This window comes from Salinicola halophyticus (assembly GCF_003206695.1).
GTDB classification, from domain to species: Bacteria; Pseudomonadota; Gammaproteobacteria; order Pseudomonadales; family Halomonadaceae; genus Salinicola; species Salinicola halophyticus.
In genome coordinates, this window is the sequence record NZ_PZJN01000006.1 from 663,014 (window position 1) to 681,446 (window position 18,433).

2 protein-coding genes are annotated in these 18,433 nt (G+C 62.5%); both read right to left on the reverse strand.

Annotation, left to right across the window (positions count from 1 at the left end):
* Positions 1–71 precede the first annotated feature (71 nt).
* A complete protein-coding gene (locus tag DOM58_RS10860) occupies positions 72–15,764 on the reverse strand; it encodes an Ig-like domain-containing protein (RefSeq protein ID WP_110692833.1) in 15,693 nt (5,230 codons plus the stop codon).
* 733 nt (positions 15,765–16,497) lie between these two features.
* Positions 16,498–18,165, reverse strand: coding sequence for a peptidoglycan DD-metalloendopeptidase family protein (locus tag DOM58_RS10865; protein WP_110692834.1), 1,668 nt, complete (start codon positions 18,163–18,165; stop codon positions 16,498–16,500).
* Positions 18,166–18,433 lie beyond the last annotated feature (268 nt).

The window sequence follows — 18,433 nt, forward strand, 5'->3', positions numbered from 1 at the left end:
CGCCCGCCCTGGTGAGTGAGGGAAATGGAAACGGCCATGAGTCCGATGCATCGGGCTCATGGCCGTGCCGATCAGGTCTCTACCTGAACGGTGTCCTGCTCGACTTGAATGGCGGTATCCCCAAAGGTGTATTGGTCGTAGGCAGTGCCTCCCAGCGTAACAGTACCGTCGGATGTCGCCCCTTGAATATTGAGTGTGTCCTGTTGGTCGCCGGTGATCTGCAGCACGTTGTCGTCGTCGGTCATGGCATCGACGTCTTCCGCGCTCAACGTCACCGTGCTGGCGTCATCACCGCGGCCCAGGTCGATCCTTTCGACATTAGTGACGGCCCCGATATCGCCGTTGACCATGTCGAGATCGATCCCGCCATCGAGCAGCAGGGTATCGAAGCCATCACCGCCGTCGATCGAGTCGAAGTCGGTGCCGCTGGTCACCAGCAGGTCGTTGCCCGCGCCGCCGTCGAACGTGTCGGCGCCGTTGCCGTCGATCAGCAGATCATTGCCGGCACCGCCGTTCAAGGTGTCGTCGCCTGCACCGCCACGTAGCAGATCGCTGCCGTCGCCACCGTTCAGCGTATCGTTGCCTTCATAACCGTAGAGGCGCTGGCTGCCAGTGTCGCCATCGAGCGTCTCGTTGCCGCTGGTGCCCTCAATGATATTGTCGTTGTTGCCCAGCAAGGTGCTTAACGCATCGAGGTTGGTCAGCTCGCCGAGCGAGTCCGAGGCGGTCCGGCCGTCGCTATCGGTGGCGGTAATGCTCGTTGAACTGAGCAGTGAGAGCTGGAGGTCGGCACCGAGCCCGAGTAATCCGTCCGCATCGGCGAACGCCACCGTCCCCAGCAGTTCGTTGATCGCCAGATTGTCGATGGTGCCGCCGTCAGCGGCCGTAATGGTGACACTCGCAGAGGGCGCCACCAGCCCGAGCAGGCCGGGATCGTTATCGAAGGCCAGGCTCAGCCCCAGTTCGTCGGCCATTTGTTGCGAGGCAGTGAATTGAAGCGCTGTAAGGTTCACGCTAAGCAGAGGCTGGTAGGCGACCGTCACCGATTGCAGGTTGCCGTTGGCATCTGCAGCGAACAGATCCTGATTGCCACCGATATCGATCAGACCCAGCAGATCCGCGCCGGCGATACCCAGCAGCGAGGAAGCGTTGGCCTGAACCACAGGGGCGACGTTGTCGGGATCCGGCGTCGGTGCCTGCTGGCCGGTACTGTCGAAATCGACACTGGTACCGGCAGTATCGCCATCGTTGTCCGAGATGACGGCGTCGACGCCGGTGGAGACGCTGCCGGAGAGATCGGTATCGGCCGAGGCGTCATCGACGAGCAGGTTGCCGTTGGTCAGTAGCGTCTCGATGATAGCCAGATCGCTCGCGCCATTCCCGATCAGATCGACGCCCTGGAGTGTGATGATCTGGTCGGCCGAAGCCTCCTTGGCCGAGGCATCGGTCACCCCCTGGAACGCGCCCGCTGTGCTGATGTAGACCAGCGTACCGGTGCCGACCAATGCGAAGTGCAGGTAGTTGGTCAGGTTGCCGGCGTTCTTGCCGATCTTGCCTTCGCCCTGCAACAGGTTGCCGAGATCGAGGATGTCGCCACCCCCGGAAACCCGAGCGCTGTTGAAGTCGGTGATGGTGTCGTTGGCGGGGGTGCCAACGCTGCCCTGATTGCCTTCTTCCCAGCGGAATACGTCATTGCCGGTCCCGCCGGTCAGCGTGTCGTTGCCGGCGCCACCGATCAGGATGTCGTTGCCGCTGCCACCACTGAGCGTATCGGCCCCGGCGCCACCACGAAGCAGGTCGTTGCCCTCGCCGCCGTTGAGCGTGTCGTTACCCCCGTAGCCGTACAAACGATCATTGTCGGCAGTGCCGGCCAAAGTATTGGCCGAGCTATTCCCCTGAACCAGATAGTCGGGGACGTTGCTCTGCAGTAACCCAAGGCTGAGAAGGTCGCTGCTGGAAGTGCTCGTCGTGTTGTTCTCGGCATCGGTGGCGGAGATGGATATCGTCGAGGCGAGTCCCAGGTTCAGCACGGAACTGCTGAAGTAGACCGAGCCCAGAAACTCGTTCAGCGCCTGATTATCGATGGTGCCACCGTCGGCCGCGCTCACAGTGATCGAAGCGTTGAAATCCAAAACGCCGAGGTTATCGACGGTGTAGGTCAAGCCAAGGTCATTAGCCAGCGCCTGTGAGGCGCGGAAACCGGCGCCGAGGCTGATATTGATCGCTGTCAGAGACACCGTTACCGAGCGAATGTCGTTGTTGGCATCGGTAGCCGCAAATGCCTGCTCATCGCTGAAGTCGACCAGGCCGAGCGTTTCCGTGCCGATCAATCCCAGAAGACTGTCATCGTCGCCCAGTGCCACCACCGGATCAGCCGCCGGCTCCGGATCTAGCAGGTTCGCGCCGGACGCGTCGTAGTCGTAGCTGCCATCCTGCATGTCGACGGTCAGTGTCTCGCCCTTGACGGTCTGGATCGTCAGTTCGCCCGAGGCGTTGTCGTAGTCTCCCGGCTGGAACGGCACGACCAGCTCGGAGCTACCGGACGCGGAGACGCTGTCCGTCTCAGGGTCGTAGTTGAACGTATAGCCATCGAGGGTGAGTTCGGAGACGTAGCCCCCATCGGCACCGTAGCTGTCGACGAAGCTGCCTGAAGCCGTCGCCGAGTCGGTATCGATCTCGAATAGCGCCGGCTGAGCCGCGACAGGAAGATCATCGGTCAGATTGACGGTCAGCTCGCCGATGGTCTCGTTACCCAACCGGTCGCTGGCGGTGACATCGAAGCCCAGCGCCAGAATGTCGGCGCCGGCCAGCGGGTGATCCAGCGCTTGCGATTGCGTGAATGTGTAGGCGCCGGTGGTGCTGACGCTCAGCGTTGCCACGGTCGTGCCATTCGCCGTGCCGGTCAGGGTGTAGGTGTCGTTACTGAAGCTGCCGCTCCAGTCCACGGCCACACCATTGGCAGTGACGTCCTCCGGACCGGTGATGTTGATCGCATCGACCCCCGTACCGCTGTCATCGATCGCCATGGTGCCGGAGATCGCAGTGCCGAGATTCGCCTCGCTCGCGTTTGCGGCAGCGTCGTCGATCGTTGGGGCCAGGGTATCGAGCGTGGTGGTGTCGGTGATTTCACCGTCGTTGCCGGCAGCATCGGTCAGCCCGAGGGTGGCGGTCAGAACACCGTCGTCCAGCGTGCTCAGGTCCTGGGCGGCGACGCTCACGTTGCCATCGGCATCGACGGTGATATCCGCTGGATCAACAGTAACGGTATTGCCGCTGGCGTCACTGATGATCAGCGAGCTCACGGTCGCATTGCTTTCGATGCTGCCGCTCAGGGTGACGCTGTCGGCTTCATCCAGCGCCAGTGCCCCGTCGCCGCCGTCGTTGAACTCGATGCTGTTCAGGCCGTCGTCGTTAGCCGGCGCAACGCCGTCGACGGTCGCTGATGCCGGGTCGCTGGTGTTGCCTGCGGCATCCGTAGCTGTGGCAGTGAGGGTATCGCCATCGGCGAGTGGGTCGTCGAGAGTCACGCTCCAGTCACCATCGCCATCGACGAGAGCCGGGTCACCGATCGCGTTGCCCGCATCGTCGGTCAACGTGACCGTGCTGCCGGGTTCGGCGGTGCCGGTGATGATGTCACCGTTGGTCGGATCGATAGTCGGCGCCATCGGATCGAGGGTATCCACGCTCAGCGTGAAGCTGGGGCTGGCGGGGGAGACGTTACCGGCGGCATCGGTCGCCGTGGCGGTAAAGACGATATCGCCTTCGGGCAGGGCGTTCGGTGTGAACGTCCAGTTGCCATCATCGTCGGCCTCGGCCGTGCCGATCTGGGTGCCGTCGGCGAGGATCGCCACCGTGGCGTTGGCTTCGGCGGTGCCGGTCAGCGTCGGGGTGGCGTCGTTGGTGCTGTCGCCATCGCCGAGCGTGCCGGTCGGGTCGACGTCATCGGTAGCGCTGACGATCGTTGGTGCTAGCGGCTCGGTGACATCGATGGTGACCGCGCCGAGGTTACCCACTTCGCTGGTGTTACCTGCGGCATCGGTCTGACGCACCTGCACGTCACCGGTGGCATAGTCGCCTTCCGGCAGTTCGAAGCCGTTACCCGTTCCGGTCGTCCAGCTGTCACCACCGTCGGTCGAATATTCCCAGGTCGCGCCATCTTCGAGGCCATCGACATTGACCATCGGGTCACGGGTGATGCCGTCACCGTCGGTGGCGGTATCCACTGCCAGCGTGGGCACCGGAGCCTCTGGGGCTACGCTGTCTAGCGTGCTTGTGTCGGTAACCGTGCCGGTATTGCCGGCGGCATCGGTGATCGACAGCGTCGCGGTCAGCGGTCCGTCGGCGAGGCCGGAAAGATCCACGCCGTTGGTCGTCAGGTCACCGTCGGCATCGATGTCGAAGTCCGTGACCTCGACACTGCCTCCAGCTCCATCGCTGATCGTCAGGCCGGTGACGACCGCGTCGTTCTCGATAGTCCCGTTCAAGGTGACGTTGCCGGCCTCGTCGGCATTGAGGAAGCCGTCGCCGCCGTCGTTGAACTCGATGCTGTTCAGGCCGTCATCGTTAGCCGGCGGAACGCCGTCGACGGTCGCTGATGCCGGGTCGCTGGTGTTGCCTGCGGCATCCGTGGCCGTGGCATTGAGGGTATCACCATCGGCGAGCGGGTCGTCGAGGGTCACGCTCCAGTTGCCGTCGCCATCGACGAGGGCCGGGTCACCGATCGCATTGCCCGCATCGTCGGTCAACGTGACCGTGCTGCCGGGTTCGGCGGTGCCGGTGATGATGTCACCGTTGGTCGGATCGATAGTCGGCGCCATCGGATCGACGGTATCCACGCTCAGCGTGAAGCTGGGGCTGGCGGGGGAGACGTTGCCGGCGGCATCGGTCGCCGTGGCGGTGAAGACGACATCGCCTTCGGGCAGGGCGTCCGGCGTGAACGTCCAGTCGCCGTTGTCATCAGCCTCGGCCGTGCCGATCTGGGTGCCGTCGGCGAGGATCGCCACTGTGGCGTTGGCTTCGGCGGTGCCGGTCAGCGTCGGGGTGGCGTCGTTGGTGCTGTCGCCATCGCCGAGCGTGCCGATCGGGTCGACGTCATCGGTGGCGCTGACGATCGCCGGTGCCACCGGCTCGGTGACATCGATGGTGACCGCGCCGAGGCTACCCACCTCGCTGGTGTTGCCGGCAGCATCGGTCTGGCGCAATTGCACGTCGCCAGCGGCATAGTCGCCCTCGGGTAGCTCGAAGCTGTTACCCGTACTGGTCGTCCAGCTGTCACCACCGTCGGTCGAATATTCCCAGGTCGCGCCATCTTCGAGGCCATCGACATTGACCATCGGGTCACGGGTGATGCCGTCACCGTCGGTGGCGGTATCCACTGCCAGCGTGGGCACCGGAGCCTCCGGGGCTACGCTGTCCAGCGTGCTCGTGTCGGTAACCGTGCCGGTATTGCCGGCGGCATCGGTGACCGACAGCGTCGCGGTCAGGTCGCCGTCGGTGAGAGCGGATAGATCCACGCCGTTGGTCGTCAGGTTACCGTCGGCATCGACGGTGATATCCGCCGTATCGACGGTGACGGTATTGCCCCCGGCATCGCTGATGATCAGTGAGCTCACCGAGGCGCCGCTCTCAATAGTCCCGTTCAAGGTGACGTTGCCGGCCTCGTCGGCATTGAGGAAGCCGTCGCCGCCATCATTGATCTCGATGTCGTTGTCACCGGCGTCGGGCGCTACAGCATCTACCGTTGCCGTGGCGGGATCACTGGTATTGCCCGCCACGTCCGTAGCTGTGGCAATGAGGGTATCGCCATCGGCGAGTGGGTCGTCGAGAGTCACGCTCCAGTCACCGTCGCCATCGACGAGGGCCGGGTCACCGATCGCGTTGCCCGCATCGTCGGTCAACGTGACCGTACTGCCGGGTTCGGCGGTGCCGGTGATGATGTCGCCGTTGGTCGGGTCGATCGTCGGCGCCATCGGATCGAGGGTATCCACGCTCAGCGTGAAGCTGGGGCTGGCGAGGGAAACGTTGCCGGCGGCATCGGTGGCGGTGGTCGTGAAGTTCACGTCGCCATCGGGGAGTGCGTTCGCGTCGTCGATGGTGAATGACCAGCTGCCATCATCGTCGGCATCGGCCGTACCGATCTGGGTGCCATCGGCAAGGATCGCCACCGTGGCGTTGGCTTCGGCGGTGCCGGTCAGCGTCGGCGTGGCGTCGTTGGTGCTGTCGCCATCGTCTAGCGGGCCGGTCGGGTCGACATCATCGGCGGCGCTGTCGATAACTGGCGCCACCGGCTCGGTGACATCGATGGTGACCGCGCCGAGGCTACCCACCTCGCTGGTGTTGCCGGCAGCATCGGTCTGGCGCACCTGCACGTCGCCAGCGGCGTAGTCGCCTTCCGTCAGTTCGAAGCTGGTACCCGTGCCGGGCGTCCAGCTGTCGCCACCGTCGGTTGAATATTCCCAGACGGCGCCGTCTTCGATGTCAGTGACGTTGACGGTGGTATCACTAGTGATGCCGTCACCGTTGATGCCGGTGTCGCTGGCAAGCGCTGCCGTCGGGGCGTCAGGGATCCCGGTATCGATGCTCAACGAGAACGCGTCGCTGGTGCCTGAGGCGTTGCCGGCTTCGTCCTGTGCCGTGGCGGTAAAAATCGTTTCACCGTCGGTGAGGGCGTCCATGTCATCCGGCGTGAACGACCAGTTGCCGTCGCCATCAGCAAGGGCGGTGCCGATCTGAGTGCCGTTGGCCGAAACCATGACCGTGGCATTGGCCTCGGCGCTGCCGGTCAGTGTCGGCGTGGCGTCGTTGGTGCTGTCACCGTCGATGAGCGCCCCGGTCGGCTCGACATCGTCGGTGGCGCTGTCGATGGTGGGTGCGTCCGGTATGTCGGTATCGACCGTCAGCGTGAACGAATCGCTCGCTCCGGATGTATTGCCGTTGCCATCGGTGGCGGTAGCCGTGAAGACGGCGTCGCCTTCCGGCAGCGCATCGACCAGGGCGTAAGACCAGTTGCCCTGATCATCGGCAGTGACCGAAACAAGCTCGGCGCCATTGAGTGAAATAGCGACCGTGCTGCCGGCTTCCGACGTGCCTTGGAGAACGGGCAGCGTGTCGTTGGTACTGTCGCCGTCGGCGAGATCGTCGGTTTGCGGAGCGACATCGTCGACCGCGAATTCGATGGTCGGTGGTGCGGGCGGGGTGACGTCATTGAGATCTGCGTCAACGGAAATGCTGGCGGCCGGCCCGGTATTGCCGGCGGCATCGGTTGCCGTGGCGCTGACCACGGTAGCGTCTGCCAACGGCGCATCCGGAGAGAACGACCAGTTGCCTTGGGCGCCGGCAGTCGCTGTCCCGATCACGTTATTATCGACAGTCAATATGATCGTGGCACCGGCCTCGGCAGTACCCGTGATCGGCGAGCCGTCGGTGGCGTCCAGCGTTGGTGCGTCGGGCGCCTGAGTATCCACGGTCAGGGTGAATTCGTTGCTGACCGGTGAAACATTGCCAGCTACGTCAGCCGTCCGGGCAGTGAAAGTGTAATCGCCTTCATCGAGCGTGGCGGGGGTGAACGCCCAATTGCCGTCGGCATCGGCGGTAACGCTGATGAGTTCCGTACCGTTCTGGAAGAGGGTCACCGTGGTGTTGGCTTCGGCGGTGCCGATCAGTGTTGGGGTCGGATCGTTGGTTGCATCGCCATCCGCGAGCTCGCCGGTGATCGGCGTAACATCGTCACCGGCGCTGACGATGGTCGGTGCTGCCGGGTCGGTCTGGTCGACCGTAATCGGCCCCAGGCTACCGATATCACTGGTATTGCCGGCCGCATCGGTCTGGCGCACCAGGATGTCGCCATCGGCGTAAGTCGCCGCGTCTAGCTCGAAGCGGCTACCGGCTCCCGTGTTCCAAATAGTGCCGCCGTCGGTGGAGTACTCCCAGGTCGATCCCGGCTCTAGACCGGCGACATTGACCGTGGCGTCGCTGGTGATGCCGTCTGCCGCATTATCGCCAGTGTCGTTGGCCAGTGTGGGTATCGGAGCAGCGGGGTCGGTGGTATCCACCGTCAGCGTGAAGGTGGAGCTGGCAGGCGAGACGTTGCCCGCGGTATCGGTGGCGGTGGCGGTAAAGTCCACATTGCCATCGGGTAGAGCGTCGGCGTCGTCGATAGCGAATGACCAGTTGCCGTCATCGTCGGCATCGGCGGTGCCGATTTGCGTGCCATTGGCGAGGATTGCCACCGTGGTGTTAGCTTCGGCGCTACCGGTCAGCGTCGGTGTGGCATCGTTGGTGGTGTCGCCGTCGTCGAGCGTACCGGTCGGGTCGACATCATCTGTGGCGCTGAAGATTGTTGGCGCGACAGGATCGGTCAGGTCGACCGTCACCGCACCGAGGTCGCCGCTGCCGCCGGTGTTGCCCGCGGCGTCGGTCTGACGCACCTGCACGTCGTCAGCGCCGTAGACGTCTTCCGGCAGCTCGAAGCTGTCACCCATGCCGGTTGTCCAGCTATCGCCGCCATCGGTGGAATATTCCCAGGTTGCGCCGTCCTCGAGGCCGCCGACGTTGACCGTGGCATCGTTGGTGATGCCGTCATCCTCAGTTCCCGAGTCGTTGGCCAGCGTTGCGGTCGGGGCGTCAGGCGCAGCGGTATCGAGCGTGGTGGTATCGGTGACCGTTCCGGTGTTGCCGGCGGCATCGATCACGGAGAGAGTGGCTGTCAGTTCGCCGTCGGCGAGATCCGACAGATCCACGCCGCTGGCAGTCAAGTTGCCGTCGGCATCGACATCGTAAGTGGTGATTTCGACGCTTTCACCGGTTCCATCGCTGATCGTCAACCCGGTGACAGAGGCGCCGCTCTCGATGCGCCCGGTCAAGGTGACATTGTCGGTCTCGTCGACGTTCAGGAAGCCGTCGCCGCCGTCGTCGATACGAATGTCGTTGCCATCGGCATTGGGCGCGGTTGCGTCGACCGTGGCCGTGGCTTCAGGGCTGACGTTACCGCTGGCATCGGTTGCGGTGGCGTTGACTTCGGTCCCGTCGGGTAGCGGCTCGTCCGGCGTGAACGACCAGCTACCGTCTTCGGGATCGGCATCGACGCTGCCGATCGGGGTGCCATCTGCGTCGGTCAACGTGATCGTGCTGCCGGGCTCGGCGGTACCGGTGATCTCGTCTCCATTGGTCGGTTCGATCATCGGGGCCGCAGGGGCCGTCGTGTCGAACGTCAGCGTAAACGTCGGGCTAGTGGCAGAAACGTTGCCTGCGATATCAGTCGCGGTGGCAGTGAAGACGGTTTCACCGCCAAACAGCTGATCCGCCTCATTGGTGGCGAACTGCCAGTCGCCGTTGCCATCGGCCGTGGTAGTGCCCAGGTTTCGACCGTCGGCGTAGACGGTCACGATGGCATTGGATTCGGCGCTGCCGATCAGTGTCGGCGTCACGTCGTTGGTCATATCGCCTCCACCGATCGGTCCGGCGGGAGGAACGTCGTCTTCGGCGCCTTCAATCACGGGGGCTTCCGGGGCGGTCAGATCGACCGTTACCGCGCCGAGATTGCCGGTGCCGCTGGTGTTGCCCGCGGCATCGGTCTGACGAACCTGCACGTCGTCAGCGTCATAGACGTCTTCCGGCAGTTCGAAGCTGTCACCCATGCCGGTTGTCCAGCTATCGCCGCCATCGGTGGAATATTCCCAGGTTGCGCCGTCCTCGAGGCCGCCGACGTTGACCGTGGCATCGTTGGTGATGCCGTCATCCTCAGTTCCCGAGTCGTTGGCCAACGTCGCGGTCGGGGCATCAGGCGCAGCCGTGTCGAGCGTCGTGGTATCGGTGACCGTGCCGGTGTTGCCGGCGGCATCGATCACGGAGAGAGTGGCTGTCAGTTCGCCGTCGACGAGATCCGACAGATCCACGCCGCTGGCAGTCAAGTTGCCGTCGGCATCGACCTCGTAAGTGGTGATTTCGAGGCTGCCGTCTGCACCATCGCTGATCGTCAACCCGGTGACGGAAGCACCGCTCTCGATGCGCCCGGTCAAGGTGACATTGCCGGCCTCGTCGACGTTCAGGAAGCCGTCGCCGCCGTCGTCGATACGAATGTCGTTGCCATCGGCATTGGGCGCGGTTGCGTCGACCGTTGCCGTGGCTTCAGGGCTGACGTTACCGCTGGCATCGGTTGCGGTGGCGTTGACTTCGGTCCCGTCGGGTAGCGGCTCGTCTGGCATGAACGACCAGCTACCGTCTTCGGGATCGGCATCGACGCTGCCGATCGGGGTGCCATCTGCGTCGGTCAACGTGACCGTGCTGCCGGGCTCGGCGGTACCGGTGATCTCGTCTCCATTGGTCGGTTCGATCATCGGCGCCGCAGGGGCCGTCGTGTCGAACGTCAGCGTAAACGTCGGGCTGGTGGCAGAAACGTTGCCTGCGATATCAGTCGCGGTGGCAGTGAAGACGGTTTCACCGCCAAACAGTTGATCCGCCTCATTGGTGGCGAACTGCCAGTCGCCGTTGCCATCGGCCGTGGTAGTGCCCAGGTTTCGACCGTCGGCGTAGACGGTCACGATGGCATTGGATTCGGCGCTGCCGATCAGTGTCGGCGTCACGTCGTTGGTCATATCGCCTCCGCCGATTGGCCCGGCGGGAGGAACGTCGTCTTCGGCGCCTTCAATCACGGGGGCTTCCGGGGCGGTCAGGTCGATCGTCACCGCGCCGAGGTTGCCGCTGCCGCCGGTGTTGCCCGCGGCATCGATCTGACGAACCTGCACGGCGTCAGCGTCATAGTCGCCTTCCGGCAGTTCGAAGCTGTTGCCCATGCCGGTTGTCCAGCTATCGCCGCCGTCGGTCGAATATTCCCAGGTGGCGCCGTCTTCGAGGCCACTCACGTTGATCGTGGCATCGTTGGTGATGCCGTCACCCTCAGTTCCCGAGTCGTTGGCCAGCGTCGCGGTCGGGGCATCAGGTGCAGCGGTATCGAGCGTGGTGGTATCGGTGACCGTGCCGGTATTGCCGGAGCCATCGGTCACGGAGAGGGTGGCAGTCAGTTCGCCGTCGGCGAGACCCGACAGATTCACGCCGCTGGCAGTCAAGTTGCCGTCGGCATCGACCTCGTAAGTGGTGATTTCGACGCTGTCACCGGTTCCATCGCTGATCGTCAAGCCGGTGACGGAAGCGCCGCTCTCGATGCGCCCGGTCAAGGTGACATTGCCGGCCTCGTCGATGTTCAGGAAGCCATCACCGCCGTCATTGATCTGGATACTGTTGTCATCGGTGTTGGGTGCGGTGATATCCACGCTGACCGTGTCGGTGGCCGGCGTCGACGGGTTACCGGCCGCATCGGTGGCCGTCACTTCGATAGTGTTATCACCTTCGTTCAAGGTGACGCTGTCGGCCGGCACAATCCAGTTGCCGTCTTCATCGACGGTGGCCGTGATCGGCTCGCCGCCGTTGACGCTCACGCTGACCGTGGCGCCGGGATCATCGACGGTGCCGGTCAAGGCCGGGGTGGTGTCGTTGATCGGCTCGTCGAGCGCATCGATGGCCACTATCGGCGCGGTCTGATCGAGTGTTGCGGTGTCGGTGACCGTGCCGTCGTTACCGGCGGCATCACTGAGCGTCAGGGTCGCGGTTAGCTCGCCATCAGCCAGGCTGGACAGATCGGCGTTGTAGGTGAACGAACCATCGTCGCCGAGGGTAATCTCGTCACCGTCGATGACGACCGGATCACCGCCATTGGCACTGGTGATGGTCAGCGACGCGATAGACGCGCCGTCCTCGACCTGGCCGGCGAGGGTGGCCGTATCGGCTTCGGCGGCGTTATAGACATCATCGGCGAACGCCACGCTATTGAGGCCATCATCGCCGTTACCCGGCGCGGTGATATCCACCGTGACCGTGCCGGTCGCTGTCGCCTCGTTGCCGGCCAGATCGGTCGCGGTCACGCTGATCGAGGCCGCGCCTGGATCGAGTTCGGCAACGATGTCGTCGGCCAGGGCCCAGGTGCCATCGCCATTGTTAGTGGCGGTGTAATCGTCGCCGTCGACCGTCACGGTAACCGTGGCCTCGGCATCGTCGACCGTACCGCTCAGGGCCGGCGTAGTGTCGTTGGTGATCAGGTCGGCGACAGTGACGGTCGGCGCTGTGATATCCACGCTGACCGTGTCGGTGGCCGGCGTCGATGGGTTGCCAGCCGCATCGGTGGCCGTCACTTCGATAGTGTTGTCACCTTCGTTCAAGGTGACGCTGTCTGCCGGCACACTCCAGTTGCCGTCTTCATCGACGGTGGCCGTGATCGGCTCGCCGCCGTTGACGGACACGCTGACCGTGGCGCCGGGATCATCGACGGTGCCGGTAAGGGCCGGGGTGGTGTCGTTGATCGGCTCGTCGAGCGCGTCGAGGGTGACAACCGGTGCGGTCTGGTCGAGTGTCGTGGTATCGGTGACCGTGCCGTCGTTACCGGCGGCATCGCTGAGCGCCAGGGTCGCGGTCAGTTCGCCATCGGCCAGGCCGGACAGATCGGCGTTGTAGGTGAACGAACCATCGTCGCCGAGGGTGATTTCGTCACCATCGATGACGACCGGATCACCGCCGTTGGCACTGGTGATGGTCAGCGACGCGATAGACGCGCCGTCCTCGACCGTGCCGGTGAGGGTGACGTTGTCCGCTTCTTCAACATTGAGGAAGCCGTCACCGCCGTCATTGATCTGGATACTGTTGTCATCGGCGTTGGGTGCCGTGGCATCCACGATTTCGGTGGCTGGATCACTGGCGTTGCCCGCCTGATCCGTCGCCACGGCGTTGACTGTGCCGCCGTCGTCGAGCGGCGTCTCGGGCGTAACGCTCCAACTGCCATCGTCGGGATCGGTCGCCACATCTTCGGCAATGACGTTGCCCTCACCATCGGTCAACGTGATCGTACTGCCGGGCTCGGCCGAGCCGGTAATGGTGTTGCCGTCGGTAGGTTCGATCGTCGGTGTCGCCGGGGCGGCGGTATCCACGCTCAGCATGAAACTCGGGCTGGCCGGAGAGACGTTGCCGGCGGCATCGGTGGCGGTGGCAGTGAAGTCCACATTGCCATCGGGCAGGGCATCCGGCGTGAACGTCCAGTCGCCGTTGTCGTCTGCGACGACCGTGCCGATTTGAGTGCCGCCCGCGAGGATCGCCACCACGGCGTTGGCTTCGGCGGTGCCTGTCAGGGTTGGTGTGGCGTCGTTGGTATTGTCGCCGTCGTCGAGCATGCCGCCCGGATCGACGTCATCGGTCGCGCTATCGATCTTCGGGGTAGCCGGCGGCGTTGTATCGATGACGACGGCAAAGGGCTGGCTACTATCCGATTCTTGACCGGTCGGATCGATCGATTTCGCCATGAAGCTCGTGTTGCCCTCGGCCAGGCGACTGAAAATACGGAAACTCCAATTGCCGAAATTGTCGGCTTGGGTCGTGCCGAGCATCTGCATGCCACTGCCGTCGTCGGCCCAGACCTGGACCGTGTTGGTTGCTTCTGCAGTGCCCATCAGCGTCGGGCTGGGATCGTTGGTCGTGTCACCATCGTCGACGTTTCCCGTTACCGGCTCCGTCGTATCGATCGAGGTGATGATCACGGGTACGGAGGGAGGTTGCGTATCGACAAGGTCGGCATCGACGGTAGCGCTACCTGGATCGCTGGCATTGCCGGCTGCATCCGTCGCGACTGCGGTTAAGGTGCTGCCATCCTCCAGCGGCGCATCGGGTGCATAGGACCAGTTGCCGTTGACGTCCGACGTTACCGTGGCGATGGTGTCGCCATCGTCATCGGTGAGAGTAACGGTGCTTCCGGCTTCGGCACTGCCCGTCAATATCTCGCCATTGGTGGGGTCGACAATTGGCGCGACGGGCGGCTGGGTATCGACGGTCAGGGTGAAGGGATCACTGCTATCCGACACGTTGCCAGCGGAGTCAGTCGCGGTGACGTTGAAAGTGTAGTCCCCGTCATCGAGTGACTCGGGCGTGAATGACCATTCTCCGTCGGCGTTGGCGATGGTCGTGCCGAGCTGGGTCTCACCCGAATACACAGTCACGATGCTGCGTGATTCGGCTTGCCCCGATAGGGTCGGCGTCGCGTCGTTGGTGCTGTCGCCGCTGTCGAGATCGCCGGTCTGCGGCGTGGTGTCATCACTGGCCGAGGTAATGCTTGGCGTGGCCGGAGGTGTCGTATCGCTGGGGTTGGCGTCCGTGATCACGGTAGCCGGAGCGCTGACATTACCCGCGGCATCGGTTGCCGTCGCTTCGATTTCGGTGCCGTCGGCCAATGGATCGTCAGGTTGGAACGACCAGTTACCGTTCTCGTCTGTCGTCGTCTGGCCGACGGCGTTACCGTCATCATCGGTCAGCGTCACCACACTGCCAGCTTCCGCGGTACCGATCAGCACGCTGCCATCGCTGGGATCGACAGTCGGTGAATTCGGTGCCGAGGTGTCGATCGTCAGCGCATAGCCGTCACTGCCATCCGAGACATTGCCGACGGAGTCCGTGGCGGTGGCACTGAATGTGTAATCACCGTCGTCGAGATCGTCGGGGGTAAATGCCCAGTTGCCCTGATCATCGGCCGTGGTGGTGCCGGTTTGCTCGCCATTGGCGAAGATCGTCACGGTGCTACCGGCCTCGGCCTGCCCGGTCAGACGCGGCGTGGTGTCGTTGGTACTATCGCCGCTGGCGAGCTCCCCGGTCTGCGGATCGACGTCGTCCATGGCGGTAGTGATCGTCGGCGCATCCGGCGCGGCGGCGTCGATGGTGCCCGTGGTCGGCTCGCTGGTATTGCCGGCGGGGTCCTGCGCGACGACTTCGATGTCGGTACCGTCGGGCAGCGGCTCATCGGGCGTGAGCGTCCAGTTGCCGTCGTCGTCGGTGGTCGTCTCGCCGATCGGGTTCCCGTCACCATCGGTGATGATGACCGTGCTGCCGGGCTCGGCTTCACCACTGATGGTTTCGCCATTCGAGGGATCGAGGGTGGGCGCATCCGGCGCGACGGCGTCGATGGTGCCAGTGGTCGGCTCGCTGGTATTGCCGGCGGGGTCCTGCGCGACGACTTCGATGTCGGTACCGTCGGGCAGCGGCTCATCGGGCGTGAGCGCCCAGTTGCCATCATCGTCGGTGGTCGTTTCGCCGATCGGATTGCCATCGCCGTCGGTGATGATGATGGTGCTGCCGGGCTCGGCTTCACCGCTGATGGTTTCGCCATTCGAGGGATCGAGCGTGGGGGCATCCGGTGCCGTGGTGTCGCCTTCGCCGTTCTCTCCGTCATCTGGCGGCGCAGTTCCGCCGTCATCATCGTCGCTACCGCCGCCACCTCCACCGCCGGCCGCGATCGCACCGGCTGCCAGTGCACCACCACCAATGGCCGCCCAGCCCAGTGGCGTGATGGAAGCCCCTTCGCTTTCTCCACCGGCAACGCTCACCGGCTCGAAGACTCCAAACTCGCCTTGAGGAAAGTAGTCGGCGGCGATGACGCCATCACCGCCGGCAGGGCTGAGATCGGCCCAGATCAACTCCTGATCGTCTCCGGTCAGATATAGCTGGCTGGTGGTCGTCTCATCGCCGCCGTAGAAATTCTCGATGCGAATGACTTGGCCATCCGTCGTCCTCACGAGGAGGTCATTGCCGTCGCGGCGTAGTTCCTGCACGTCGTCCGGGGAAAGGCTGAGCAGTACCTTCCTGGGCTGCTCGAGAGCTATCATGCCGTCGGCGTCAACGGCATTGGCAGGTGCTGCGGCAACGTCTTCGTTAAGGGCACTGATCTTTGCGGAAATGGCCATGTGATTCTCCCCGGACCGAGCGTCTGTAAATTGTTAAGACGCTCTACTTGTAGGTCTTAGATGGTGATTTACTTCGCTTTTTCTAATGAATTAGGTCTAGGAGAAATGCCACGTCATTGCAAAGTGTTAAGTCGAGAAACATTGCGGCATAAATTTAATTTATATATATGTTCTGATGTAAAACAGTGACTTGGCGTTGTCATGTTGTTGTTCTAATCATCCTTTATGATTAACGGCCAAAGGAAAATTAGCTCCGCGATAATATTTATGCGAGGGGTGTCGTCAAGTTGTGATCATCTTATTTATTAAACAACTAAATGTAATGCTCGGCGTGTCGGGGGAGCGAGCTGTTGGGTAAAGAAGGACGGGACAAGTTGAATCGATCGGTTGCTATACCGGAAGCAACTCGCGGAGGGTTTTCTCTCGAGAGCTTGTCAGGATGCAGGTCAGGCGACGCCGAAGAATCAGTGTCGACTCGAGAATGGGCGCGCCGGACACTCCACCAACGGATTCCAGAGACGCGCGCTGACGCACCACGAAAGGCCTATGGCTTCCGTTGAACGCTCTTGGATGACTGATGAAAGAGGTAGAGAGGTAGAGAGGTAGAGAGGTAGAGAGGGGGGAGCGTCGATCTATTGACGCGTCAAAACATTACCTCCCTGGTGTCGGATCGGCATCCGACTTCCAGGGAGTGAATTTTCAGCGGTGACTCAGGCGCTGCAGCGGGTTACGACTAGATGTTGTCGTCGCCCGCCGGCTTGCCCGAGACATCGACCTGAGCAATGGCTGGCTCGTTGGCGCTGTCCTGGTCCAGTTTTGCCAGCAGGTTTTCCGATTCGCGCTTGAATGCGGCCAGGGCATCGCCTCGCAGTCGCTGGGATTCCGGCAGCTTCACGCGCATGGGATCGACCTGATGGTTGTTGACCATGACTTCGTAGTGCAGGTGAGGGCCGGTAACGCGGCCGGTACTGCCCGACAGCGCGATCTCTTCGCCCATCTTGACGTGTTCGCCGGGCTTGACGAGTGCCTTGCTCAGGTGCAGAAAGCGAGTTTCGTAGCCATTGTTGTGGCGAATCACGATATAACGCCCGGCGAGTGGGTGATTGACCACGCGTTCGACGACCCCATCGGCCGGGGCGTCAATGGGCGTGCCGGAGCGCATGGCAAAATCGGTGCCCTTGTGAGGGCTGATGCGACCCGTGACGGGATGTAGGCGTCGCAGATTGAACGGCGAGCTGATGCGGTAATGGCCCTGAAAAGGATAACGATCGAACGCCGGATCGAGGCTATTGCCATCCGGCGTATAGAAATGGTCATCGGCGCTGTTGCGAAGCACCGTCAGATCCATCCGTTCCCCTTCGTATTCGGCGGCCAGAACTTTGGAGTCCATGGAATGACCGTCGATCATGTCCGACTCCACCAGTACCCTGAACTGATCGCCCGCGCGCGCATCGCGGCGGAAATTCAGCTTCTTGGAAAGGATGTTGGTGAGCTCGGAAACTTCCGAGCTGGACAGGCCGGTCGACTGTGCCGACGAGGCAAACGAGCCGCTGACGGTGCCGGTGAACATGCGCTGAGCGGCTTCTCCCGCTTTCTCCACTGGCGAGTAAGCGAACTCTGCCGTCTCATCGCCTCGCTTGAGCAGATAACCCTCGCGAGGATTCTTCATCACGCGAAGAGCCAGCAGCTGACCGTTCTCGTCGAGTTTGTAATCGAAGCTGTGCCCGACCCGCCATCGCGTCAGGACTTTCTTGTCCGGCACGGTGTTGAGAATCTGCATCACATCACTATATGCCAGACCCAGTGTTCTTTCGGCGGTGAGTGCGAAGGAGTCGCCGCTTTGAATGGTATAGCTCTGCCATTCCGGCACGTAGGTTTCCCGAGACGCGATTTCGTCACCCAGCTCCGTGTCGCCGGAGGGGTCCTGAGCGTTATCGAACGTCCAGTCTTCGTAAGAAGTGCCACCAATGCCGTCATCGTCTTCACTTTCGGCTGACGTGGCATCTTCCGACGGGAGCTGCATGGCCAGCTTCACCTCACTCGGCTGAGTGGGGGGCTTGGCAATGGGAGAAAAGGCCTGTGCCTGGGAGTCATCATCGGCACGGGCTTCGGAGATGAAATCGAGATGCATCACCTCCAGCGGCTTGAGCTGAGCCAGCGGAATGCCCTTCGATAAATCGCTCAGCGTAAGGGAAGCGATAGCCGCTTCGCTCGAGGCGGCTGAATTGACGATCGACTGAGAAATCGTAGTCGTCGTCGCGACGGGAATCTGTGTCTGGGCGTCTTCGGTATCGCCGAAAACACCAATGATCTTTTGCGTACCCAGCACGGTGACCATGGTGGCAACCGGTAGCAATAACACTTTATGCGTGCGGGGCAGCGAATGGAAAATTCGCAACATGAAGAGATGAGCCCGGATAAAATAGGATGACAAGTTTAAATAAAGGCCGAAGAACCATACCCCAAGCTAGTGTTAATTGCCTAGTCTGTATTTATATACAGTATTGGAGAGTGCATGGTTCGGGCATTGTGCAAAAAAATGGCTTCAGGCGAAAGTCGTAGCCAAAGAGGCGAGGCGTAAGTGGATGTAATGCGTCTGTGCATACTGTTGCACCAAGATGGTGCTTTGAAAAACCTTGTTTCCTGGCTAATTATTATTTCCGTAAAAC

Bases quoted from the DNA above. Each gene is read 5' to 3' on its own strand.
- DOM58_RS10860 (WP_110692833.1), bottom strand. From the start codon at position 15,764: ATGGCCATTTCCGCAAAGATCAGTGCCCTTAACGAAGACGTTGCCGCA.
- DOM58_RS10865 (WP_110692834.1), bottom strand. From the start codon at position 18,165: ATGTTGCGAATTTTCCATTCGCTGCCCCGCACGCATAAAGTGTTATTG.